This is a genomic window from Pseudomonas sp. LBUM1652, assembly GCF_059716105.1.
Genome location: NZ_CP166804.1, coordinates 6,061,800 through 6,084,816, shown reverse-complemented (window position 1 = coordinate 6,084,816; position 23,017 = coordinate 6,061,800). Strand labels below are relative to the sequence as shown.

19 protein-coding genes are annotated in these 23,017 nt (G+C 59.7%); 9 read left to right on the top strand and 10 right to left on the bottom strand.

All coding sequences use genetic code 11. The annotated features are described in order from the left end of the window. Window position 1 precedes the first annotated feature (1 nt). Entirely contained in the window at window positions 2-1,396 is a 1,395-nt protein-coding gene (locus tag ACA069_RS27555) for a COG3014 family protein (protein WP_401264524.1), read from the bottom strand. A gap of 204 nt (window positions 1,397-1,600) precedes the next feature. Then, complete coding sequence (locus ACA069_RS27550; RefSeq protein ID WP_497615579.1) at window positions 1,601-3,010, bottom strand: COG3014 family protein; 1,410 nt, start codon at window positions 3,008-3,010, stop codon at window positions 1,601-1,603. A gap of 233 nt (window positions 3,011-3,243) precedes the next feature. Here ACA069_RS27550 and ACA069_RS27545 point away from each other — a divergent pair, with 233 nt between their 5' ends. Further along, on the top strand, window positions 3,244-5,139 hold the full coding sequence (locus ACA069_RS27545) for an FTR1 family protein (protein WP_497615578.1): 1,896 nt from the start codon (window positions 3,244-3,246) through the stop codon (window positions 5,137-5,139). Window positions 5,140-5,240: 101 nt separating this feature from the next. Beyond that, window positions 5,241-5,696, top strand: a complete 456-nt coding sequence (locus tag ACA069_RS27540) for a YaiI/YqxD family protein (protein ID WP_187678228.1) — start codon at window positions 5,241-5,243, stop codon at window positions 5,694-5,696. Between the two features lie 154 nt (window positions 5,697-5,850). Here ACA069_RS27540 and elbB read toward each other — a convergent pair whose 3' ends face one another. Beyond that, window positions 5,851-6,519 (bottom strand): isoprenoid biosynthesis glyoxalase ElbB, encoded by a 669-nt coding sequence (gene elbB, locus ACA069_RS27535; protein ID WP_187678227.1) that lies wholly within the window; start codon window positions 6,517-6,519, stop codon window positions 5,851-5,853. A gap of 115 nt (window positions 6,520-6,634) precedes the next feature. Between elbB and ACA069_RS27530 the strand changes: the two genes are divergently transcribed. Next, a complete protein-coding gene (locus tag ACA069_RS27530) occupies window positions 6,635-7,870 on the top strand; it encodes a sterol desaturase family protein (protein ID WP_401264516.1) in 1,236 nt (411 codons plus the stop codon). On the opposite strand, the gene ACA069_RS27525 is transcribed toward ACA069_RS27530, so the two are convergent. Next, entirely contained in the window at window positions 7,851-8,501 is a 651-nt protein-coding gene (locus tag ACA069_RS27525; RefSeq protein ID WP_401264513.1) for a DedA family protein, read from the bottom strand. The two genes, ACA069_RS27530 and ACA069_RS27525, sit on opposite strands and share 20 nt — an antisense overlap. A 207-nt stretch (window positions 8,502-8,708) precedes the next feature. Between ACA069_RS27525 and hemB the strand changes: the two genes are divergently transcribed. Next, complete coding sequence (hemB, locus tag ACA069_RS27520; protein ID WP_497615577.1) at window positions 8,709-9,722, top strand: porphobilinogen synthase; 1,014 nt, start codon at window positions 8,709-8,711, stop codon at window positions 9,720-9,722. A gap of 18 nt (window positions 9,723-9,740) precedes the next feature. Next, a complete protein-coding gene (gene ppk1, locus ACA069_RS27515; protein ID WP_187678223.1) occupies window positions 9,741-11,966 on the top strand; it encodes a polyphosphate kinase 1 in 2,226 nt (741 codons plus the stop codon). Window positions 11,967-12,011: 45 nt separating this feature from the next. On the opposite strand, the gene ACA069_RS27510 is transcribed toward ppk1, so the two are convergent. The 6 genes from ACA069_RS27510 to ACA069_RS27485 form a co-directional block, all read right to left on the bottom strand. Further along, a protein-coding gene (locus tag ACA069_RS27510; RefSeq protein WP_497615576.1) for an IS3 family transposase occupies window positions 12,012-13,234 on the bottom strand; the annotation gives its coding sequence in 2 pieces (ribosomal slippage) (window positions 12,012-12,883 and window positions 12,883-13,234; 1,224 coding nt in all). Between the two features lie 226 nt (window positions 13,235-13,460). Further along, window positions 13,461-14,963, bottom strand: a complete 1,503-nt coding sequence (gene ppx, locus ACA069_RS27505; protein ID WP_489880589.1) for an exopolyphosphatase — start codon at window positions 14,961-14,963, stop codon at window positions 13,461-13,463. 128 nt (window positions 14,964-15,091) lie between these two features. Next, window positions 15,092-15,829 carry an amino acid ABC transporter ATP-binding protein gene (locus ACA069_RS27500; RefSeq protein WP_489880590.1) on the bottom strand — a complete coding sequence of 246 codons (738 nt, stop codon included), beginning with the start codon at window positions 15,827-15,829 and terminating at the stop codon, window positions 15,092-15,094. Continuing rightward, window positions 15,816-16,466, bottom strand: coding sequence for an amino acid ABC transporter permease (locus ACA069_RS27495; protein WP_187678220.1), 651 nt, complete (start codon window positions 16,464-16,466; stop codon window positions 15,816-15,818). Before ACA069_RS27495 ends, ACA069_RS27500 begins: the two co-directional genes overlap by 14 nt. Continuing rightward, on the bottom strand, window positions 16,463-17,131 hold the full coding sequence (locus ACA069_RS27490; protein WP_497615575.1) for an amino acid ABC transporter permease: 669 nt from the start codon (window positions 17,129-17,131) through the stop codon (window positions 16,463-16,465). The genes ACA069_RS27495 and ACA069_RS27490 overlap by 4 nt, the downstream gene beginning before the upstream one ends. A 21-nt stretch (window positions 17,132-17,152) precedes the next feature. After that, complete coding sequence (locus tag ACA069_RS27485; protein WP_083353795.1) at window positions 17,153-17,938, bottom strand: transporter substrate-binding domain-containing protein; 786 nt, start codon at window positions 17,936-17,938, stop codon at window positions 17,153-17,155. 256 nt (window positions 17,939-18,194) lie between these two features. Here ACA069_RS27485 and ACA069_RS27480 point away from each other — a divergent pair, with 256 nt between their 5' ends. The 4 genes from ACA069_RS27480 (at window position 18,195) to ACA069_RS27465 (ending at window position 22,964) form a co-directional block, all read left to right on the top strand. Continuing rightward, window positions 18,195-18,902 (top strand): FadR/GntR family transcriptional regulator, encoded by a 708-nt coding sequence (locus tag ACA069_RS27480; RefSeq protein WP_489880591.1) that lies wholly within the window; start codon window positions 18,195-18,197, stop codon window positions 18,900-18,902. Between the two features lie 120 nt (window positions 18,903-19,022). After that, the gene (gene trxA / locus ACA069_RS27475; protein WP_003206727.1) at window positions 19,023-19,352 is read left to right on the top strand and encodes a thioredoxin TrxA; all 330 of its coding nucleotides are present in this window, start codon (window positions 19,023-19,025) and stop codon (window positions 19,350-19,352) included. Between the two features lie 249 nt (window positions 19,353-19,601). Beyond that, entirely contained in the window at window positions 19,602-20,861 is a 1,260-nt protein-coding gene (gene rho / locus ACA069_RS27470; RefSeq protein WP_042561678.1) for a transcription termination factor Rho, read from the top strand. Window positions 20,862-21,002: 141 nt separating this feature from the next. Further along, complete coding sequence (locus ACA069_RS27465; protein ID WP_497615574.1) at window positions 21,003-22,964, top strand: acyltransferase family protein; 1,962 nt, start codon at window positions 21,003-21,005, stop codon at window positions 22,962-22,964. Window positions 22,965-23,017 lie beyond the last annotated feature (53 nt).

Below are 23,017 nucleotides of genomic sequence, written 5' to 3'. Positions count from 1 at the left end.
CTTAAGGTTGTTTGAGGCTGGCGACGTTGGTCGCAGCGGCGCTCGGGATCACGTGGGCGGCGAGACCGCCAGCAAACACCTGATTGCCCACGGCACGCAGGCTGATCACCTGATAACGCTGATCGACGGTGACCTTGACCACCGAACCGCCCACAGCGCTCGGCAGAGTGACTTGGTGTTCACCTTTCTTCAAGCGCAGACGCACCACCTGGGTGTTGTCCGGCAGCGTGCGCCACGTACGGGTATCGGCACCTTCGAGCACAGCTGAAGAGATACCCACGGCCAGACCGGCCAGTGGATTGGTTTCGTTGATCTGCTTCTGCGCCACGCCTTTGGTGATCGCGCGCACGGTGGTGCGCAGGATAATCCCCGGCATGTCGTCGCGCAGGGCGCGGCGAGACATGGCGGTGGTGCTGTTGAGGCCGGTCAGGTTGACTTGCTGGCCGTCGACACCGATCTGCGCGAACGGCGCGGTGGAGGTGTCAGGCTTGATGATCGGGAACGACAGCGGCGTGATCACCACGTTGTTGGAGATTGGCAGCGGCAGTGGCACGCGAATCGAATCGCGGGACGGCGCCAGACCGCTTTGCACCACGATCAGGATGTCGCTGTCATCGCTCTTGGTCGGCTTGTCGAGGTTGACCAGCGCCTGTTCCAGCAGCGGCGTGTTCGGGCGCAGTTCTGCGGCCTTGCGGTAGCCCGGTGCAGCCAGGTCTTTTTCGCCAAGGGCTTCGTAGACGAAACCGGCCAGGTAATGGCTGAACGCACTCTGGTAGCTGTTTTTCAGGCCGACCACTTCCGGCGCATCGAGGCTGGCGACCGGATAGCCCTGCAGATCCTTGTACTGAGTCTTGATGCCTTCTTTCTCGGCCTCTTCCTCGCTCTTGAGGTATTCCTTGTCGCGCAGGTCGGCGATCACCGCTTCACGTTCGTGAGTCTTCTTGATCGCAGTGCGCGCGCCGTCGAAGTCATTGACCGCCAGCAGGTTCAGGGCCATTTGCGTGGTCAGCATGACTTTTTCGTAGTCGTAGCCTTCGTAGCGGCGAACCTTGTCGTTGACGATGAAGCTGCCGAACTGGGCCAGGTATTTGCCGGTGTCGAGCTTGACCGCGTCTTCCCACTGACCCACCACCTGGTCGGCGCTGGTCCAGGCGTTCTGGCTGCCGGACAAGTCGCCCTTGGCGCGCAGCAGTTCACCTTTCTCGAAGTAATAGAGCAGGTCTTTGTCGGCGCTGGTGTTGTTCTTTTCCAGCAGGGTCAGCGCGGCATCGACATTGCCGGAAGCCAGTTGCTGGTTGGTCTGGGCCAGTTCGGAGTCGTAGTTGCGAAACGCCGAACAGCCGGACAGCAGAGTGACGGCGCTGAGCGCAATCAGAGTGGGGGCGCGGAATGCCATGGGGGTACTTCTTCCCTGGAGTAACTACAGCCGCGGATGCTGGTCGGGCTGGTGTGACCCATCGACAGTGGCGTTGGCCTCCTGCCAATTCCTCATAACCAGAGGAGCTTTTATGCCGCATCGCGATAGCGAGGGCGCGGCATTATAAGCGGGTGCTAGTGGCTATGTAATAGCTTTTTAATTGCATCGGTTAGTTAGGTGCCATTACTGCCCGGGACTGCCAACGTTAGCAGGCTCTGGTACTTCGGGTAGCACCAGCGAAGACCCCACGTAGTAGTTCATGCCCATGAATACCCGAAGGTTGAACACCTGATGGTTCTGGTCGACACGCACGGTGAACCCGTCCGCTGCACGCAAGTACGGGAAGCTCACGCGATGCAGACCTTTTTTCAGGCGTAGACGGGCGACCAGGGTTTTGTCCGGAAGGGTGCGCCAGGTGCGCGTATCCGCCTCTTCGAAAGGATCGTGTTCAGTAACCACCAGCGAAGCTGTGGCCGGATTGCGTTCATTCTTTTGAGCCTGACTGATGGCGGCCATGTTGGCGCGGAACATCGCGCGAGAGATGATCGCCGGCATGTCATCGCGCAAGGTACGCATGGCCATGTCAGTAACGCTGTTGATCATCGTCAATGGGTATTGTTTGCCGTCGACGAGCACACTCGGAACAGGCGGTGTGATCGTATCGGGCACCATCACCGGAAACGAGATCGGCGCGACAATCGTCAGGTTTTCGTTCAGTCGCACCGGGATCGGCACTTGCACCGAACTGCGCACCGGCGCGAAACCGGCCTGGACAACGACCAGGATCTCGCTTTCATCCGCTGCCGGCGCGGGCTTGTCCAGATTGCGCAAGGCTTTCTCGAGAAACGGTACGCCCGGGCGTAACTCAATGGCCTGGCGATAACCCGGTGCCGCGAGCGTGCGTTCGCCCAACGCTTCATAGGTGAAGCCCGCCAGGTAATGGCTGAATGCACTCTGATAGCCGTTCTTCAGTTCAACCACTTGCGGGGCGTCGAGGACAGTGACCGGATAGCCTTGCAGATCCTTGTAACGCAACGTGATCCCTTGGCTTTTGGCCTGTTCTTCAGCTTCTTCGTATTGCCGTTCCCGCTGGCGCGCAATCAGGGTTTCGCGTTCGTGGGTTTTCTTGATGTCGGCGCGCGCACCGTCGAAATCGTTCTCCGCCAGTTGGTTGAGCGCCATCTCGGTGGTCAGCATGACTTTTTCGTAGTCGTAACCTTCGTAGCGCAGCAACTTGTCGTTGACCAGCATGGTGCCCATTTCATTGCCGAACCGGGTCAGCAGCTTCATGCCTGCGGAGGGGACGGCCTCTTCGCGCTGGACAATCATCCGGTCAGCCGTGCGCCAGGCTTCCTGACTTTTTGGCAGGGCCGTGCCGGCACTGAGAATGGCGCCTCTTTCCAGGTAATACAGCAGATCCTTGTCTTCCCAGGGATTATTCAGCTCCATCAGGTAGAGCGCTTCGTTGAGATTGCCCGCCGACATCTGATCGATGGTCTGCTGCATCTCTGCATCGTAATTGCGGTAAGCGGCGCAACCGTTCAGTTGCATGAGGGCGCTGAACAACAGGCAAAACGGCAGGCTACGGCGCATGGAGGCAGGTTCTTCCTTGAACGGCAAGGGCGGGAGGTGACGCAGTATAAGGGCTGTTTGCCCCGGCATGTCGCACTCAAGGTGCAGGTGTTCGTCGAGTTCATGCACGCACATTACCGGACAAAAGCTGCACCGTTACGCTGAAAAAAACGACCGCCGCGCTGACAAAGCTTGAGGGAATCTCATTGGAAGTGAACAATGTGTTACTTCGTATTACCAATTGAGATTCGTTCATGACTGCGCCGTCCCGTTTTCTGGCCTGGCTGTTGTTCCCGTTGTGCGCCCTGAGTTGCTCAAACCTGTTGGCCGATACGGTGGAAGGCGCGCCGCAAGCGCTGCACATGCTCGATTACATCAGTGCCGACTATCCGCCGACGGTGGAAGCGGGCAAAGTCGTCGACGACTCTGAATACCGTGAGCAACTGGAATTCATTCAGGTGTTGCAGGGGCTGATCGCGGATTTGCCGGTTAAACCGGAAAAGGCTGGGCTGGAGCAAGGTGTGATTGCCTTGCGCGCGGCGGTCACCGCTCGGCAGGACGGCGCGGAAGTTGCCCGTCAGGCGCGGCAACTGGGGGCGAAACTGGCCGTGGCCTATGAGGTCAGCCAGGCGCCGGTCATCACGCCCGATCCGGCGCGTGCCGCACCGCTCTTCGCCCAGCACTGCTCGGTGTGCCACGGTGAAACCGGCGCGGGCGATGGCCCGGCCGGTGTCGGCCTGACACCGCCCCCGGCCAACCTGCGCGACGCCGCCCGTCTGGATCACCTGAGCCTATACGCGATCTACAGCACCCTCGGTCAAGGCGTCGAAGGCACCGACATGCCGTCGTTTGCCGATCAACTGGATGATCGCCAGCGCTGGGACATGGCGACATACGTCGCCGGGCTCAGCGCCGATGCCTCGGCAGCCAAATCCGAGCAGGCCTACAACATCGCCGATCTGGCCCGCCAGACCCCGGCCGAAGTGCAAATTGCCGAAGGCGCGCAAGCCGCCGCCACGTTCCGTGCCCAGCGTGCGCAGCCGCCGCAGGTCAAGCGTGGCCCGGCGCAGTTGCTCGACTACACCGCTGCAACGCTGGACAAGAGCCTCGCGGCTTACCGCGCTGGCGACCACGATCAGGCTTACGACCTGTCGGTGGCGGCGTATCTGGAAGGCTTCGAACTGGTCGAGAGTTCGCTGGATAACGTCGACGCGAATGTGCGCAAGGACACTGAAAAATCCTTGATGGCTTATCGGCAGTCGTTGCAGGACGGGTTACCGGTGGCCCAGGCCGAACAGCGTCTGGACGCGGCAAAGGCCAAACTCAAGGAATCCGCCGGTCTGCTCGGCAGCGATGGTTTGAGCTGGTCGCTGAGCTTTATCTCCGGTCTGCTGATTTTGCTGCGCGAAGGGCTGGAAGCGATTCTGGTGCTGGCGGCGATCCTTGCGTTCCTGCGCAACACCGGTCAGCAATCGGCGGTGCGTAGCGTTAACGTTGGTTGGGGCCTGGCGTTGCTGGCCGGCCTGGGGACTTGGGCGCTGGCGGCGTATGTGATCGATGTCAGCGGCTCGCAGCGTGAATTGCTCGAGGGCGCTACGGCGCTGTTCGCCAGTGTGATGGTGTTGTGGCTCGGTGTGTGGATGCACGACCGCCGTCACGCAGCAGCCTGGCAGGATTACATCAAGAGCAGTCTGGTCGGCGGTGGCGGGCGTTTTGGCTTCGCGATCCTGGCGTTCTTCTCGGTGTATCGCGAGCTGTTCGAAGTGATCCTGTTCTACGAAACCCTGTGGTTGCAGGCCGGTCCTGCCGGACACAACGCGGTACTGGCAGGCGGTGCGACGGCGCTGGTGCTGCTGGTCGGTCTGGCCTGGGTGATCCTGCGCGGTTCGGCAAAACTGCCGCTGACGCTGTTCTTCAGCATCAACGCCGCGCTGCTGTGTGCGCTGTCAGTGGTGTTTGCCGGGCATGGCGTGAAGGCGTTGCAGGAAGCGGGGATTTTCGGCACGCGGCCGGTGGCGTTCTTCGATTTCGACTGGCTGGGGATTCATGCCGATGCCTATTCGCTGACGGCGCAGGCGGTGGCGATTGTGGCGATCATCGTGCTGTATAGCCGTAGTCGGCTGGCTGAGAAGAAGCGAGTCGCCGCCTGACGGCATTCGCTGCGCTCATAATCGCGAGCAGGCTCGCTCCCACATGGATGGCGTATATCCTGTGGGAGCGAGCCTGCTCGCGAATTTTTTGGAGGTTGAAAATGCGTGTATGGATCGATGCCGACGCCTGTCCACGGGCGGCGAAGGATCTGGTGGTGAAGTTCGCGCTCAAGCGCCAGTTCGAAGTGGTGCTGGTGGCGGGGCAGCCGCAGACCAAACCGGGGCTGGCCATCGTCAAGTTGATCGTGGTGCCCAGCGGCCCGGATGCGGCGGACGATTATCTGGTCGAGCACGCCGTGCCCGGTGAGCTGGTGATCTGCAGCGATATTCCGCTGGCCGATCGGTTGGTGAAAAAGGGTGTGGCGGCGCTTGATCCGCGAGGCAAAGAGTTCGATGCGCAGAACATGGGCGAGCGCCTGGCCGTGCGCAATCTGTTCACCGATCTGCGTGAACAAGGCCAGATGAGCGGCGGCCCGGCGCCGTTTGGCGAGCGCGAGAAGCAGGCGTTTGCCAATGCGCTGGACCGAATCCTCACCCGTCTTTCACGCCAATCCTGATTCATCCGAATATCTGTGGCGAGGGGATTTATCCCCGATGGGCTGCGCAGCAGCCCCTTGCATCTTGAAGAGCGGGGCCTGCTGCGCTGGCCGTCGGGGCGGTGCGACGTTTCGCTAAATCCCCTCACCACAAAAGCTCTTCAGCATGATCGGATCAGGCGTCGTTCTCGTGAGTCAGCTCAAGGACGCGGTCGACCAGTTTGTTAATCCCCGAAGCCGCTTCACTGATGTTCTGAGCCAGCATATAAGCCGGGGTCGTCACCAGTTTGCGTGCCTTGTCTTCGATGATGTCGGTCACTGCGCACTCTTCGTGAGTGGCGCCCATCTTGTTCATCGCGGTGGCGGTGTCGGCATCGTTGCCGATGGTGCAGGTCACGCCCGGGCCGTAGATCTTTGCCGCGAGTGCCGGCGAGATGCAGATCAGCCCCACTGGTTTGCCTGCTTCGGCAAACGCTTCGGCCAGGGCCAGAACGTCTGGCTGCACGGTGCAGCCGGCGCCTTCGATGGCGAAGTTCGACAGGTTCTTCGCCGCCCCAAAGCCACCCGGCACGATCAGCGCATCGAAGTCGTCGACGTCGGCCTCACGAATGTCCTTGATGTTGCCCCGGGCGATGCGCGCCGACTCCACCAGCACGTTGCGCGACTCGGGCATTTCTTCGCCGGTCAGGTGATTGATTACATGCAATTGCGCAATGTTCGGGGCGAAGCACTGTACCTGCGCGCCGCGTTGATCAAGGCGTAGCAGGGTGATGACGCTTTCCTGGATTTCTGCTCCGTCGTAAACGCCACTGCCGGACAGGATCACTGCAACTTTTTTGCTCATGGGTTTCTCTCCAGTTTCATGGCGCTAAATGTCCACTAATTTGTCGCGCGTTGCCATAGGGTAAATTCGCGCTCAGGCCTACGATCTGTTGCATGGAATTGGCTCGGAACACGTCATGAACTTCATTCTGTATGCGGTGCCGTTTTTCTTCGTTTTGATTGTGGTGGAGCTGATCGCCGACCGTTGGCGCGGGGTCAGCCACTATCGCCTGGCCGATGCGGTGAACAGCATCAGCACCGGCGTGCTGTCGACCACTACCGGGCTGCTGACCAAAGGCGTCGGCCTTGTGACCTATGCCTTTGCCCTGGAACATCTGGCTTTGCTCAGGCTGCCGGCGCAGAGCCTCTGGGTCTGGGTGTTCGCTTTCATCCTCTATGACTTCTGCTATTACTGGCTGCACCGCATGGGCCATGAACGCAACATCCTCTGGGCGGCGCATTCGGTGCATCACCAGAGCGAGGAGTACAACCTCTCGACGGCGTTGCGCCAGACCAGCACCGGATTTCTGCTGAGCTGGATCTTCTACCTGCCGATGGCCGTACTTGGCGTGCCGCTGCTGGTGTTCGTCAGCGTTGCGGCGCTGAATCTGCTCTATCAGTTTTGGGTGCACACCCAGCACATTCCCAAGCTTGGCTGGTTCGAATGGTTTTTCGTCACGCCATCCAATCATCGGGCTCACCATGCACAGAACGCTCTCTACATGGATCGCAACTACGGCGGGGTGTTCATTATTTGGGATCGACTGTTTGGCTCGTTCCAGGAAGAGGACGACAACGAACCGGTGATTTTCGGCGTGACCACGCCATTGGCGAGCTGGAATCCGTTGTGGGCCAACCTGCAGTTTTATGCGCAGTTGTGGGATGACGCGCGGCGCACGGAGAGCATGTGGGACAAGCTGCGGATCTGGTTTATGCGCACCGGTTGGCGTCCGGCGGATGTAGCGGCGAAGTACCCGCTGAACAAGCCGGACCTGACCCGGTTTCGCAAATTCGACATACCGCTCGAGAGCCGCCAGCAGTGGTACGTGGCGGCGCAATTCTGCGTCTATATCGCGCTGGGCAGTTACCTGATGAATCTGGAAACCACTCTGCCGAGCGCCGCGCTGGTGCTCGGTTGGGGGGCGGTGGCGTTCGGTCTGTTTGCGTTGGGCGTGGCCCTGGAGAATCGCCCGTGGGCGCTGAAGGTCGAGCTGTTGCGGTTGGCGTCGAATCTGCCGCTGGTGTGGCTGGCGCCGCTGGTCGGGCTGTGGCCGGCCAGCCCGGTGGCCTGGGCTGGCTTGCTCGGTTACAGCCTGCTCAGTGGCATCGGGCTGTATGGCGTTCGCCAGCGAATTACTCGTTTGGCGTCTTAGGGTCGGCGACTTTGGCCTGCTCGATCTGATGCAAGTGCGCGGCTTTCGCTGCCTGCTCGTCGGCGTAAACCTGCTTCGCCAAACGGGCATTCTTGAAGCGGCGGCGCAGCCACAGGCCAACACCCAGCACCAGCAACGCGCCGAGTACCCACAGCTCGTATTTCTTGATGCTGCCGAGCATGCCTTCGAGCACAGCGCCGAAATGGTAAGCGGCAGCAGCCAGTGCGGTGGCCCAGATCGCTGCGCCGATACCGTTCAGCAGCAGGTAACGTCCCGGTGGATAACCCGACAAGCCGATCGCCACGGGCATCACCGTGCGCAACCCATAAACGAAGCGGAAGCTCAGAACCCAGATGTCCGGATGCTTACGGATGTGCTCCAGCGCCCGGTCGCCCATCAATTGCCAGCGCGGTTTGCGTGCAAGCAATTTGCGCCCGTGCTTGCGCCCCAGGAAGTACCACAACTGATCGCCGGCATAACTGCCGAAGAACGCCACGACCACGACCAGGTTGATATCCATGTATCCGCGAAACGCGAGGAAACCCGCGAGCACCAGGATGGTTTCGCCTTCGAAGAACGTGCCGAGAAAAAGGGCAAAGTAGCCGAAGTCATGCAGAAATTGTTGGAGCATTGTCTGGGTGCTGGCGAAATGAACGCGCAGCCTAACCCTTCAAACACATTCAGGAAAGTGTCCAAATGTGTCTCGACGTGAACATTTCCTACACAGACAATGGAATGCGGCTACATGTCACGGGGTGCGCACAACTGTAATCTGTTCGTCATAATGGCCGTCTATAACTGTCACGCTCGCCCGTTTGCGCGGGCTCAGGAGTCTGCCGTGAGCTTTACCCCTGCCAACCGTTTGTTCCCCGCCACCCGCCTGCGTCGCAATCGCCGTGATGATTTTTCGCGTCGGCTGGTGCGGGAAAATGTACTGACGGTCGACGACCTGATCCTGCCCGTCTTCGTGCTCGACGGTGAAAACCGCCGCGAAGCCGTGGCTTCGATGCCGGGTGTAGAGCGCTTGACCATCGATTTGCTGCTTGAAGAAGCCGCCAAGTGGGTCGAACTGGGGATTCCGGCGCTGGCATTGTTCCCGGTCACGCCTGCAGAACTCAAATCCCTCGACGCCGCCGAAGCCTGGAATCCCGAAGGCATCGCCCAGCGCGCCACTCGCGCCCTGCGTGATCGCTTCCCGGAACTGGGCGTGATCACCGACGTCGCGCTCGACCCGTTCACCACACACGGTCAGGACGGCATTCTCGACGAAGCAGGCTACGTACAGAACGACATCACCGTCGATGCGCTCGTGCGCCAGGCGCTGTCCCACGCCGAGGCCGGCGCTCAGGTCGTTGCCCCGTCGGACATGATGGACGGGCGCATTCAGGCGATCCGCGAAGCGCTGGAAATCGCCGGCCACGTCAACGTGCGGATCATGGCCTACTCGGCCAAGTACGCCAGCGCCTATTACGGGCCTTTCCGCGATGCCGTGGGTTCGGCCTCGAACCTTGGCAAGGCGAACAAGGCTTCTTATCAGATGGATCCGGCCAACAGCGACGAAGCGCTGCACGAAGTCGGCGCGGACTTGTCTGAAGGCGCGGACATGGTCATGGTCAAGCCGGGCATGCCGTACCTGGACATTCTTTTCCGGGTAAAAGATGCCTTCAAGGTGCCGACCTTCGTCTATCAGGTTAGCGGCGAATACGCCATGCACATGGCGGCGATCCAGAATGGCTGGTTGAGCGAGGCGGTGATTCTCGAATCACTGACCGCCTTTAAACGTGCCGGTGCTGATGGCATCCTGACTTATTTTGCTGTCCGCGCCGCTCAATTGTTACGAGAGCAGAAATAGCCCTCCCAGGAACATTCAATGAATACCGAAGGACTCACTGAAGTTGCAGTAAAAGAAGCTCAGCCGGTGGTGGAACAAATCACCGAAACCCCGCCGGAGCTGGAGCCAGCGCCACCCGCGCCGGTCACCGAACCCGCTGCGGCGGTGCCGGCGATTGCGATTCCAGGCCTGGATGACAGCAGCCTGTACATCCACCGTGAGCTCTCGCAACTGCAGTTCAACATCCGCGTGCTGGAACAGGCGCTGGACGAGTCCTATCCGTTGCTGGAGCGGCTGAAGTTCCTGCTGATCTTCTCCAGCAACCTCGACGAATTCTTCGAAATCCGTGTTGCCGGCCTGAAAAAGCAAATCACCTTTGCCCGTGAACAGGCCGGTGCCGATGGCCTGCAACCGCATCAAGCCCTGGCGCGGATCAGCGAACTGGTTCACGGTCACGTTGATCGCCAGTACGCGATCCTCAACGACATCCTGCTGCCAGAGTTGGAAAAGCATCAGGTGCGCTTCATCCGTCGCCGCAACTGGACGACCAAGCTCAAGACCTGGGTTCGTCGTTATTTCCGCGACGAGATCGCGCCGATCATCACCCCGATCGGCCTCGACCCCACGCACCCGTTCCCGTTGCTGGTGAACAAGAGCCTGAACTTCATCGTTGAACTCGAAGGTATCGACGCCTTCGGTCGCGACTCCGGTCTGGCGATCATCCCGGCACCGCGCCTGCTGCCGCGCATCATCAAGGTGCCGGAAGAAGTCGGCGGCGCTGGCGACAACTATGTGTTCCTGTCGTCGATGATCCACGCTCACGCCGATGACCTGTTCCAAGGCATGAAGGTCAAGGGCTGCTACCAGTTCCGTCTGACCCGAAACGCCGACCTGGCGCTGGATTCCGAAGACGTCGAAGACTTGGCCCGCGCTCTGCGTGGCGAGTTGTTCTCGCGTCGCTACGGTGATGCGGTGCGTCTGGAAGTCGCCGACACCTGCCCGAAACACCTCTCGGACTATCTGCTCAAGCAGTTCAACCTGAGCGAGACCGAGCTGTATCAGGTCAACGGCCCGGTCAACCTGACGCGACTGTTCAGCATCACCGGCCTGGACAGCCATCCGGAGCTGCAATACACGCCGTTCACCCCGCAGATCCCGAAACTGCTGCAAAACAGCGAGAACATTTTCAGCGTGGTGAGCAAGCAGGATATTTTGCTGCTGCACCCGTTCGAGTCGTTCACCCCGGTGGTCGATCTGCTGCGTCAAGCCGCGAAAGACCCGCATGTTCTGGCCGTGCGCCAGACGCTGTATCGCTCCGGCGCCAACTCGGAAATCGTCGATGCGCTGGTGGATGCCGCGCGTAACGGCAAGGAAGTGACGGCGGTCATCGAGCTGCGGGCGCGCTTCGACGAAGAGTCCAACCTGCAACTGGCCAGCCGTCTGCAAGCGGCCGGGGCAGTGGTGATCTACGGCGTGGTCGGCTTCAAGACCCACGCCAAGATGATGCTTATTCTGCGTCGCGAACAGGGCGAGATCGTGCGTTACGCGCACCTCGGCACCGGTAACTACCACGCCGGCAACGCCAAGCTCTACACCGACTACAGCCTGCTGACCTCCGATGACGCCTTGTGCGAAGACGTCGGCAAACTGTTCAGTCAGTTGATCGGCATGGGCAAGACGCTGCGCATGAAGAAGCTGTTGCATGCGCCGTTCACTTTGAAGAAGGGCATGCTCGACATGATTGCCCGCGAGACCCAGTTCGCCGTCGAAGGCAAACCGGCGCACATCATCGCCAAGTTCAACTCGCTGACCGATCCGAAGATCATCCGCGCGCTGTACAAGGCCAGCCAATCCGGCGTGCGTATCGATCTGGTGGTGCGTGGCATGTGCTGCCTGCGGCCGGGCATTGCCGGGGTTTCGCACAACATTCATGTGCGCTCGATCATTGGTCGATTCCTGGAACACACCCGAGTGTTCTATTTCCTCAACGGCGGCGAGGAGCAGATGTTCCTCTCCAGCGCCGACTGGATGGAGCGCAACCTCGACAAGCGCGTCGAGACTTGCTTCCCGGTGGAAGGCAAGAAGCTGCTGACCCGGGTGAAGAAGGAGCTGGAGCTGTACCTGACCGACAACACCCACAGCTGGAGCCTGCAATCGGATGGCCGTTACATCCGTAACACACCAACCGGTAATCAGAACCCGCGCAGTGCGCAGGCGACGTTGCTGGAGCGGTTGGGTAGCCCGATTTTGCCGGTGAGCAGCTGACCTTCAGCTGTCTAGTCCTGAAATAGGTTTACACCTGTTTCAGCCTCAAAACGCCCGATGCACCGCATCGGGCGTTTTGTATTTCAGCGACAGATGAGGCCGCTCGTTGTTATAGATCTGCACCGACTCGTCCACCATCCGGATGGCCTCTGCAAAATCTTTGGGGCGATGCAGCAATAACTCGTTTTTCAAAATCCCGTTCACACGCTCAGCCAACGCATTTTGGTAGCAGTCGTAGCCATCGGTCATTGAGCAGGTGATGCCGTATTTGGCATGCAGCCGCTGATAAAGCTCGGAGCAGTATTGGACGCCTCTGTCCGAGTGATGCACCAGACGTTGTTCCGTTGTCCGCTGCTTGAGGGCTTTGTTGAACGCTTGGATCACCGATTCGGTGTGCAAGCTTTCATGTACATGGTGCCCCACGATTTTTCGGGAGTACGCATCGGTGACCAAACTCAGATAAGCCACACCCGTTTGCGTCGGTAAGTAGGTGATGTCCGCAACCCATACTTGCTCTGGCGCCTTGGCGACTACCTGAATCGGTCCATCTTTGAGCAGGTTTGGATGCCGGCGAAAGCGATGATGGCTGTCTGTCGTTTTGTGATACGCCCGTCTGCGAGGAACCAGTTCGCGCCGATCTCGCAAGATATCGAATAAACGGTCTCGACCAACCTTTACGGACACTTCTGGCTCAGTGCGCATTAGATTGTGAAGTTTTCGGGTGCCAAGGCGCGGTTGCCTAAGTCGCTTTTCCCTCACGAATCCCATCACTTCCTGGGCATGACGGGCCCGGGCATCACACGCCCGGTTGCGCTTGTAATAAGCCTGACGGGAAATCCCCATGAACTGGCAAGCCCTACTGATGCTCAGGCCTTGGATCTGCCCTTGGGAGAGGACTTGCCGGATCGCTTTTTTACGACAGAAACACCGAAGTCGTTCTTCAAAACGTCAACGACGGCCTCGAAAAACTGAGCTTTCTGGTTGGCTTGGGCAAGCTTTTCTTCAAGCTCTTTGATTCGCTGTTCGGGTGTCAGGGGTTTATCGGGCTCATCCATGGAACGGGGTCTCTTGGAGCGAATGGACGCGCCTTGACTCCAGTCCTGCCGACCATGCCTGCGTAACCAGTTCAGTACGGTCGTTTTACCCTGAATGCCATAGCGCTCTTGAGCCTCTTTATAACTCAACTCGCCTTTTTCGACCTGATCGACAACCGACAATTTAAAGGTCAGCGTGTAATCACGCTGACTGCGCCTTTCTCCCGTATTCATTACTCCCTCCTGAGAATGGGTCAGAAGGTGTAAACCTTATTCAGGACGGGACAAGCCCAATAAAAAAGGCGATCCCATGGGATCGCCTTTTTTGTACCTGCATGCAGTCATTCGTGGTGAGGGGATTTATCCCCGATGGGGCGCGAAGCGGCCCCGGTCTTTTTCGCCAAGAATGTTGGGACTGCTCCGCAGCCCATCGGGGATAAATCCCCTCGCCACAGGGTGATCAGTGGACGGTGAGGGCGATGCCAACCCGCGTCAGCCAATCGGCTTCGAGGCCGAAATCCGCTTGAGTCAGCTGATTCTCATCCAGCCAATTCTCGGGGAACTCCACATCAAGGTTGTCGCCCTTGGCATGCAGCACCACTTGCGGCATCGCCTGGGTGCCGCGGATGTGGTGGAACAGGATCGCAAAGCGCAGCAGTACGCACAGGCGGATCAGCTTGTCGCCGTCTTCGCCAAAATCGGCGAATTTGTCCTTGGGAATATTGCGGCGATGGCCGCGCACCAGCAGGGCGAGCATTTGCTGGTCTTCGCGGGAGAAGCCGGCCAGATCCGAGTGTTCGATCAGGTAGGCGCCGTGCTTGTGGTAGTGATAGTGGGCGATGTCGAGGCCGACTTCGTGCACTTTCGCCGCCCAGCCCAGCAATTCGCGCCAGATACCGTCATCCAGTTCCCAGTCCACGGCCACCTGATCGAAGGCGTGCAGGGCTTTGCGTTCAACCCGCGCCGCTTGTTCCAGGTCGACGTGGTAGCGCTCCATCAGCGAGGTCAGGGTGCGTTCGCGCACGTCTTCATGGTGATGGCGACCCAGCAGGTCGTAGAGCACGCCTTCTCGCAGGGCGCCTTCGCAGTGATCCATGCGTTGCAGTTCGAGCGCGTCGAAAATGGCTTCGAGAATCGCCAGGCCGGCCGGGAAAATCGCCCGGCGGTCGGGCTTGATGCCGTCGAAGTCGATTTTGTCGACGTCGCCGAGCTTGAACAGTCGACGCTTGAGCCACGCAAGGCCTTCAGCATTCACTTCACCTGTGCCATGCCCGCCGGCCTTCAGTGCCAGACCGATGGCGCGGATGGTGCCCGAGGAGCCGATGGCTTCATCCCAGGTCAGGCGATGCAGGGCGTGTTCGATGCTCATGATCTCCAGCCGCGCCGCCGTGTACGCCTGAGCATAACGGGCCGGGGTGATCTTGCCGTCCTTGAAGTAGCGCTGGGTGAAGCTGACGCAGCCCATTTGCAGGCTTTCGCGCAGCAGTGGTTCGAAGCGCTGACCGATGATGAACTCGGTACTGCCGCCGCCGATGTCGGCGACCAGACGTTTGCCCGGGGTGTCGGCGAGGGTATGCGACACGCCCAGATAAATCAGGCGCGCTTCTTCACGGCCGGAGATGACTTCCACCGGATGGCCGAGGATTTCTTCGGCGCGGTGAATGAATTCGAGGCGGTTGCGCGCTTCGCGCAGGGCGTTGGTGCCGACGATGCGCACGGCGCCCAGCGGCATACCGTTGATCAGTTGGGCGAAACGCTTGAGGCAATCGAGGCCACGTTGCATCGATTCTTCGTTGAGCTTGCGCTCATCGTCGATGCCGGCGGCCAGTTGAACCTTCTCGCCGAGGCGCTCGAGAATGCGGATTTCGCCGTTCTGGGCCTTGGCCACGACCATGTGAAAGCTGTTCGAGCCCAGGTCGATTGCGGCGATCAGGGACAGATTCTTGGCTTGGGATTGCGGCATGGTCAGGGGGTCTCGGTCGATAACCCCGCCATCGTGCCACGATCAAACGCTGGCGCCAACGCGCAGAGCTCAAAGCCTTGATCCAGAGCACCCGGGCTGCATTCCCACGCGGAGCGTGGGAATGATCGTTAACCGGCGGCTTCAACGGTCCCAATAAAATTCGCCAGCTCCGCCGTCTGCGGATTGGCAAACAACACCTTCGGGTCCCCCACCTCATGCACCTTGCCGTGATGCATGAACACCAACTTATCCCCCACCTCGCGGGCAAAACGCATTTCGTGGGTGACCATGATCAGCGTCATGCCCTCCCTGGCCAATTGACGAACCACGCTGAGAACCTCGTTGACCAGCTCTGGGTCCAGCGCCGAGGTGATCTCGTCGCACAGCAGCACCTTCGGCGACATCGCCAAAGCCCGGGCAATCGCCACCCGTTGCTGCTGCCCACCGGACAGCCGATCCGGAAAGGCATCAAACTTCTCGCCCAGCCCCACACGCTCAAGCATCTTGCGCGCCAGCTCCGCCGCCTTGGCCTTTGGTACTTTCTGCACCACTTGCGGCGCGAGCATCACGTTTTCGCCAACCGTCAGGTGCGGGAACAGGTTGAACTGCTGGAACACCATGCCGACCTTCTGCCGCAAGCTGCGCAAGTCGGCGCGTGCGGCGTCGAGGTATTCGCCGTCGACTTCGATCACCCCGTCGTTGATCGACTCCAGACCATTGAGGGTGCGCAGCAGGGTCGATTTGCCCGAGCCACTGCGGCCGATGATCGCCACCACCTGGCCTTCCTCGACGCTGAGGTCGATGCCTTTGAGTACGTGGTGATCACCGTAGTATTTATGCAGGGCGGAAATTCTAAGCAGAGGCATGCAGTCTCCTTTCCAGGTAGCGCGCACTGAGGGACAAGGGGTAGCAGAGCAGGAAGTAGCCGAGGGCGACGAGGCCATAGACCATGAACGGTTCAAACGTGGCGTTGGCGAGCATGCCGCCGGTCTTGGTCAGCTCGGTAAAGCCGATGATCGAGGTCACAGCGGTGCCTTTGACCACTTGCACCGAGAAGCCCACGGTCGGCGCCACGGCGATGCGCAGGGCCTGTGGCAGGATCACGTAGCGCAATTGCTCCAGCGGATTGAGCGCCAGACTCGACGAAGCTTCCCACTGACCGTTGGGAATCGCCTCGACGCAGCCGCGCCAGATCTCTGCCAGATAAGCGCTGGTAAACAACGTCAGCGCAATCGCTGCCGCCATCCACGGCGAGATTTCGATCCCGGCCAGCGCCACGCCGAAGAACACCAGAAACAGTTGCATCAGCAGCGGCGTGCCCTGGAACAGCTCGATCCAGGTGCGCGCGATGCTGCTCGGCAGGGCGTTTTTCGAGATGCGCATGATCAGGATCAGCAGCCCGACCAGCCCACCGCCGATAAACGCCACCAGCGACAATGCCAGTGTCCATTGCAGGCCGATCAGCAGGTTGCGCAGGATGTCCCAGAACGTGAAGTCGCTCATTGGCTGCTCCTGGAGATGTAGCGGCGACCGAGCCAGTTGAGCAGTTGGCGGATCAGCAGCGCCATGCACAGGTAGATCAGTGTGGTCAGCGCATAGGTTTCAAAGGCGCGGAAGTTGCGCGACTGAATGAAGTTGGCAGCAAAGCTCAACTCTTCGGTGGCGATCTGCGAGCACACCGCCGAACCGAGCATGACGATGATGATCTGGCTGCTCAGGGCCGGCCAGACCTTGCCCAGCGCCGGCAGCAGCACCACGTGGCGGAACGCCTCGAAGCGACTCATTGCCAGCGCTGCTGCGGCTTCCAGTTGTCCTTTGGGAATCGCCTGGATGCCGGCGCGGATGATCTCGGTCGAATACGCGCCGAGGTTGATTACCATCGCCAGCACCGCCGCCTGCCACTCGGAAACCTGTACGCCGAGCGACGGCAGACCGAAGAAGATAAAGAACAATTGCACCAGAAACGGCGTGTTGCGGATCAACTCGACGTAGACGCCGAAGATCGCCGAGAACGGGCGAATGTTCCACGCCCGCACCAGCGCCCCGACGATGCCCACGCCCACCCCGAGCACCGCACCGATGGCCGTCAGCTCAAGGGTGAACAGCGCCCCGCGCAACAGCAGGTCGGTGTTCTGCACCACTGGCATGAAATCGAACTGATAAGCCATGAAGGTCTCCCGCGCAGTCGATCAGAGATCGGCCGGCAGCGGCTCTTTCAGCCAGGTCTGTGAGTTCTTTTCCAGCGCGCCGTCAGCCTTGGCGGTGGTCAGGATGTCGTTGACCTTGGCCAGCAGCGCCGCTTCGTTCTTGTTCACGCCGACATAGACCGGCGAGTCCTTGAGCTTCACTTTCAGGGCCGGCACACGCTTCGGGTTCTTCTCGCTGATCGCAACCATGACCACGTTGCCGCTGGCGATCAGATCGACTTGGCCGGCGAGGTAGGCGGCGATGGTCGAGTTGTTGTCTTCGAAGCGCTTGATGGTCACGCCTTCGGGGGCGACTTTGCTCAATTCGATGTCTTCGATGGCGCCACGGGTGACGCTGATGGTTTTGCCCTTGAGGTCGTCGAGGCTGGTGATCGCAGCGTCTGGTGGACCGAACACGGCGAGGTAGAACGGTGCGTAGGCGCGGGAGAAATCGATTACTTTCTCGCGCTCAGGGTTCTTGCCGAGGCTGGAAATCACCAGGTCGACCTTGCCGGTGGTCAGAAACGGAATACGGTTGGTGCTGTTGACCGGGGTCAGTTCGAGTTTGACCTTCAATTGATCGGCCAACAGTTTTGCCGTGTCGATGTCCAGGCCGCGGGGTTTCATGTCCGGGCCGACCGAACCGAACGGCGGGAAGTCCTGAGGCACGGCGACTTTCAACGTGCCGCGTTTGACCACGTCGTCCAGACCGTCGGCGTGGGCGGGGGCTTGGCACAACAGCAGGCCGGCAAACAGGGAAGCGAGGAGGGCGCTGTAACGCTGGGTCATGGACAATCTCCGGATCGGCGGGAAGTGATTTCTGCGATCGGACAGAGCATGGGCCGTGCCAATACGTGGGTTTTGCCTCGGCAGGCCGCGGTTTCAGCGGTTTTGTTCGGTCTTACTGGTCTGAACAGTCAGGTTGTTTTTCGCACTGCGATGGCGCATCGGCCGAAATCGCCGAACCCCGCTGGGGCACGACTTGCCGGACTCGGCGAATAGCTTTACAACTAGCCGCACATTGGCCTGGTGCGTCTGAAAAACCATGAACTCGATCTCCCGCGCGGTACCCGAAGTGGCACTGCAAGCGATCCGCAAACTGATCACCGAACAAGGTTTCGGCGCGGGCGATGCCTTGCCGTCGCAACGGGATCTGGCGTTGCAGTTGGGCGTCAGTCGGGCTTCGTTGCGTGAGGCGTTGTCGTCGTTGAGTGCGCTCGGCGTGGTAAGCATTCAGCCGGGCAAGGGTGTTTTCGTGCAGTCGCCCGTGGAATTGTCGCGCGGTGAGAGCGCGCCGGGCTGGTCGTTCGCAGCGCAGGCGTCGCCGCTGGATATCTTTCAATTGCGCTACGCGCTGGAGGGCTTTGCGGCGGGGCTGGCGGCAGTAACGTTGAGCACGTTTGATCTGGATGCGCTGGAAGACAACGTCGCGGCCATGCGCGAGCAACTGAAGGCCGGCGACTTCGAGGCGGCGGCGAAGCTGGATTTCGAATTCCACCGGCGAATCCTGCTGGCCAGCGGCAATCAGGCGATGCTCAGCATCCTTACCGCCAGCGCGGAAATCTTTCTGGAAAGCCAGAAACTACCGTTCATCCGCGCCGAGCGCGCCATGGAAACCTGGCAGGAACACCGCAAGATCCTTCGTGCTTTGGCCCGTCGAGCCTCCGGTGCCGCGCAAAAAGCCATGCAGGAACACGTGCGCAACGCTGCGTTGCGCACCGGAATCGCCTTCATCGCCCCCGCCACGGCGTGACTTGAGCTATACCCAAACTCATAGGGCACCATAGCAAGACTCAATCATCTGCGGCTTCCTGAACGGGGGAAGGGCGGATATGATGGGCCACGTTTTTTTGCTTACAACCTGGAGAATTCCATGAGCAGCGATCTTATCAAACACGTTAGCGACGCTAGTTTCGAAGCCGACGTACTCAAGGCCGAAGGCGCTGTACTGGTCGACTACTGGGCTGAATGGTGCGGCCCTTGCAAAATGATCGCTCCGGTTCTGGACGAGATTGCCGAGACTTACAAAGGCAAGCTGACCGTTGCCAAACTGAACATCGACGAGAACCAGGAAACCCCGGCCAAGCACGGCGTGCGTGGTATCCCTACTCTGATGCTGTTCAAGAACGGCAACGTTGAAGCGACCAAAGTCGGCGCCCTGTCGAAGTCGCAACTGGCTGCTTTCCTCGACGCCAACATCTAAGCGTCGCAGTAAAGTGCCTGAAAAAAAGCCCCGCAACCAGCGGGGCTTTTTGCGTATTCAGGGCTAGACGCTCCGAAATTCAGGTGGTACATTCGGCCCCGCACTGGTTTCTCCATTGCCCCCTGCTAGCCGTCGCCGACGCACTCCTTTTCGAATTAGTTCGCGATCCTGTCGCCTTCTCTGCGGCGCGGCCTCATTAAGCCAAAAGCTTAATTTCCCCCCCTCCATAAATGATTACGTCATTCCTATATGAATCTGACTGAACTCAAGCAAAAGCCGATTACCGAACTGCTCGAATTGGCCGAACAGATGGGCATAGAAAATATGGCCCGTTCGCGCAAGCAGGACGTGATTTTCTCCCTGCTGAAAAAGCACGCTAAAAGCGGCGAGGAAATCTCCGGTGATGGCGTGCTGGAGATTCTCCAGGACGGCTTCGGCTTCCTGCGCTCCGCTGACGCTTCCTACCTGGCCGGCCCGGACGATATCTACGTCTCGCCAAGCCAGATCCGCCGTTTCAACTTGCGCACCGGTGACACCATCGTTGGCAAGATTCGCCCTCCGAAGGAAGGCGAGCGGTATTTCGCCCTGCTCAAGGTCGACACGATCAACTTCGATCGTCCCGAGAACGCGAAAAACAAGATTCTCTTCGAGAACCTGACCCCGCTGTTCCCGACCGTGCGCATGAAGATGGAAGCCGGCAACGGTTCCACCGAAGACTTGACCGGTCGTGTGATCGACCTGTGCGCCCCGATCGGCAAAGGCCAGCGTGGTCTGATCGTTGCACCGCCGAAAGCCGGTAAAACGATCATGCTGCAGAACATCGCAGCGAACATCGCCCGTAACAATCCTGAAGTTCACCTGATCGTTCTGCTGATCGACGAACGTCCGGAAGAAGTGACCGAAATGCAGCGCACCGTGCGCGGCGAAGTGGTTGCCTCGACCTTCGACGAGCCGCCGACCCGTCACGTACAGGTTGCCGAAATGGTGATCGAGAAGGCCAAACGCCTGGTCGAACACAAGAAAGACGTGGTGATCCTGCTCGACTCCATCACTCGTCTGGCCCGTGCCTACAACACTGTGATCCCGAGCTCCGGCAAGGTACTGACCGGTGGTGTCGATGCTCACGCCTTGGAGAAACCAAAGCGTTTCTTCGGTGCTGCGCGAAACATCGAAGAAGGCGGCTCGCTGACCATCATCGCCACCGCGCTGGTTGAAACCGGCTCGAAGATGGACGAAGTGATCTACGAAGAGTTCAAGGGTACCGGCAACATGGAGCTGCCTCTGGATCGCAAGATCGCCGAGAAGCGTGTGTTCCCTGCGATCAACATCAACCGTTCCGGCACCCGCCGCGAAGAGTTGCTGACCGCCGATGACGAACTGCAGCGCATGTGGATCCTGCGCAAGCTGCTGCACCCGATGGACGAAGTGGCGGCCATCGAGTTCCTGATCGACAAGCTGAAGACGACCAAGACCAACGATGAGTTCTTCTTGTCGATGAAGCGCAAGTAATACGAAAGCTGTTTAAAAAGAGCGCTCCCGAAAGGGGGCGTTTTTTTTTGCGCCGGATTATTTGTATCTGGCTTGAAATGGACGCTGCTGATAACTTTCGCGCTTTCAGGGACTTTGTATCCAAAAGAAGAAAGGTTTTTCATGCATACGTTTGGCAATCGCCGTGATATCGACGGATTACGGGCATTGGCGGTTATTCCCGTCGTACTGTTTCATTTCGGCTTCAATACATTCAGTGGCGGTTTTGTCGGGGTTGACGTCTTTTTCGTCATTTCCGGCTTCCTGATCACCACTATCCTGTTCCGTGAAATCAGTGCGCAGCGTTTCAGCTTCCTTGATTTTTGGGGGCGCCGCGCCCGTCGCATCCTGCCCGCCTTGACCGTGGTGGTCGTGGTAACGCTGGCGCTGGGTTGGCTGTTGCTGACGGCCAAAGACCTTTCCGAGCTGGGGCGCACGATTCGTTACCAGTCGTTGTTCATCTCCAACATCCTGTTCATGCGTGAAGATGGCTACTTTGCGCCGGCGTCCGAGCTCAAACCGCTGCTGCATACTTGGTCGCTGGCGGTGGAAGAGCAGTACTACATCTTCTTCCCGCTGATGATGGTGTTGCTGATGCGCTATGTCCGGCATTGGCGCTGGATGTTGTTCGCCGTGCTACTGGTGTCGTTCGGCCTGAACATCGTCTACATCGAGCGTCGGCCCGAGTTTGCGTTTTTCTCATTGCCTACCCGCGCCTGGGAGTTGCTGTGCGGCGCCATGCTGGCGGTGGTACCTGCGCCGAAGCAGGCCCCACGCGCATGGCTTCGGCAGTCTGTCGGCCTAGCCGGATTGGCTGCGGTGCTGGTGGCGATCTTCACCTTTGACCGATCCACGGTGTTTCCGGGCTGGGCAGCATTACTGCCGGTATTGGGCACGACGGCGCTGATCTGGTCGGGCGCGCAGGGCGCGACATGGACTAGCCGGCTGTTGAGTATGCAAGTCCTGGTGTGGATCGGCCTGCTGTCCTATTCGCTTTATCTCTGGCATTGGCCGGTCTATGTGTATGCCAATGCGATCTCGATCGACGGCATCCAGCCGCTTGAGGCGCTGGGCTGGATGGCCCTGGCGCTGGGCCTGGCCTGGTTGAGCCTGCGCTATATCGAGCTTCCGTTTCGTGAAAAGCGTGTGTTTGCCAGCCGTAACTCGGTATTGGTCGGTGGTTTGGTGTCGATCACCGTTCTGGCGATCACCGGTTCGGCGATTCGCTCGGCAGACGGTGTTCCACAGCGTCTGAGCGGCAAGGCGCTGGAATACGCGCAATCCCGGGAATGGAACGCCGGGCAGTCGAACTGTATGCATTTGAGCACAGACAAGGCGCTGACCAAGTCATGTCTGGTGGGCGGCGATCCGGAGAGTGGGGCGACAAAGTTGTTCTGGGGCGACAGCCACGCCGCCGCATTGTTGCCGGCCATCGAAGGCAACACCGGTCGTAATGTCCAGCCGGCGTGGCTGTACAGCTTGACGGGTTGCCCGCCGATTATCGATGACAAGCTGCGCCAGCAGTGCAAAGACTTCAATAAGCGCAACATGGACCGCGTCATCAGTCTGGGGATCAAGGACGTGGTGCTGGCAGCGAACTGGAGCCTGTACGTTTATGGTCGTGAAGACGGCGACGGCGACCTGCAGTTCCTGCTTGATCGCAAAGACAATCCACGCCAGGCAGAGCAGCGCATGGCCGCCGCCATCAAGGCGCAAGTGGCTGAGCTGCGTGAAGCCGGTGTGCAAGTCTGGCTGTTCAAGGAAGTGCCGCTGCAACACAAGAGCTTCATCGACCGCCTGACCAGCCTGGCGCGTATCGGCCGTTCGGCAGAAGGTCTCGGTCGCCCGCTCAACGAACACTTGGCTCGCCAGCAGTTTTTCACTTCGCTGTTTGGCTCGATGAGCGCCGCCGATCCCGGCATTCATGTCATCGATCCGACGCCGCTGATGTGCAAGGACGGCTTGTGCGCGATCGATGTCGACGGCCACTCACAGTACAAGGATGCGGATCATCTTTCGGACGTGGGCAGCGCCCGACTGAGCCCGTTGTTTGCGCCGTTGCTGTTGGGTGCTAGTCAAAATTGAGCGATGCCAGGCTCTGACGGGCTGCTGTTTGCCCGTCAGAGCAGGTAGGATGT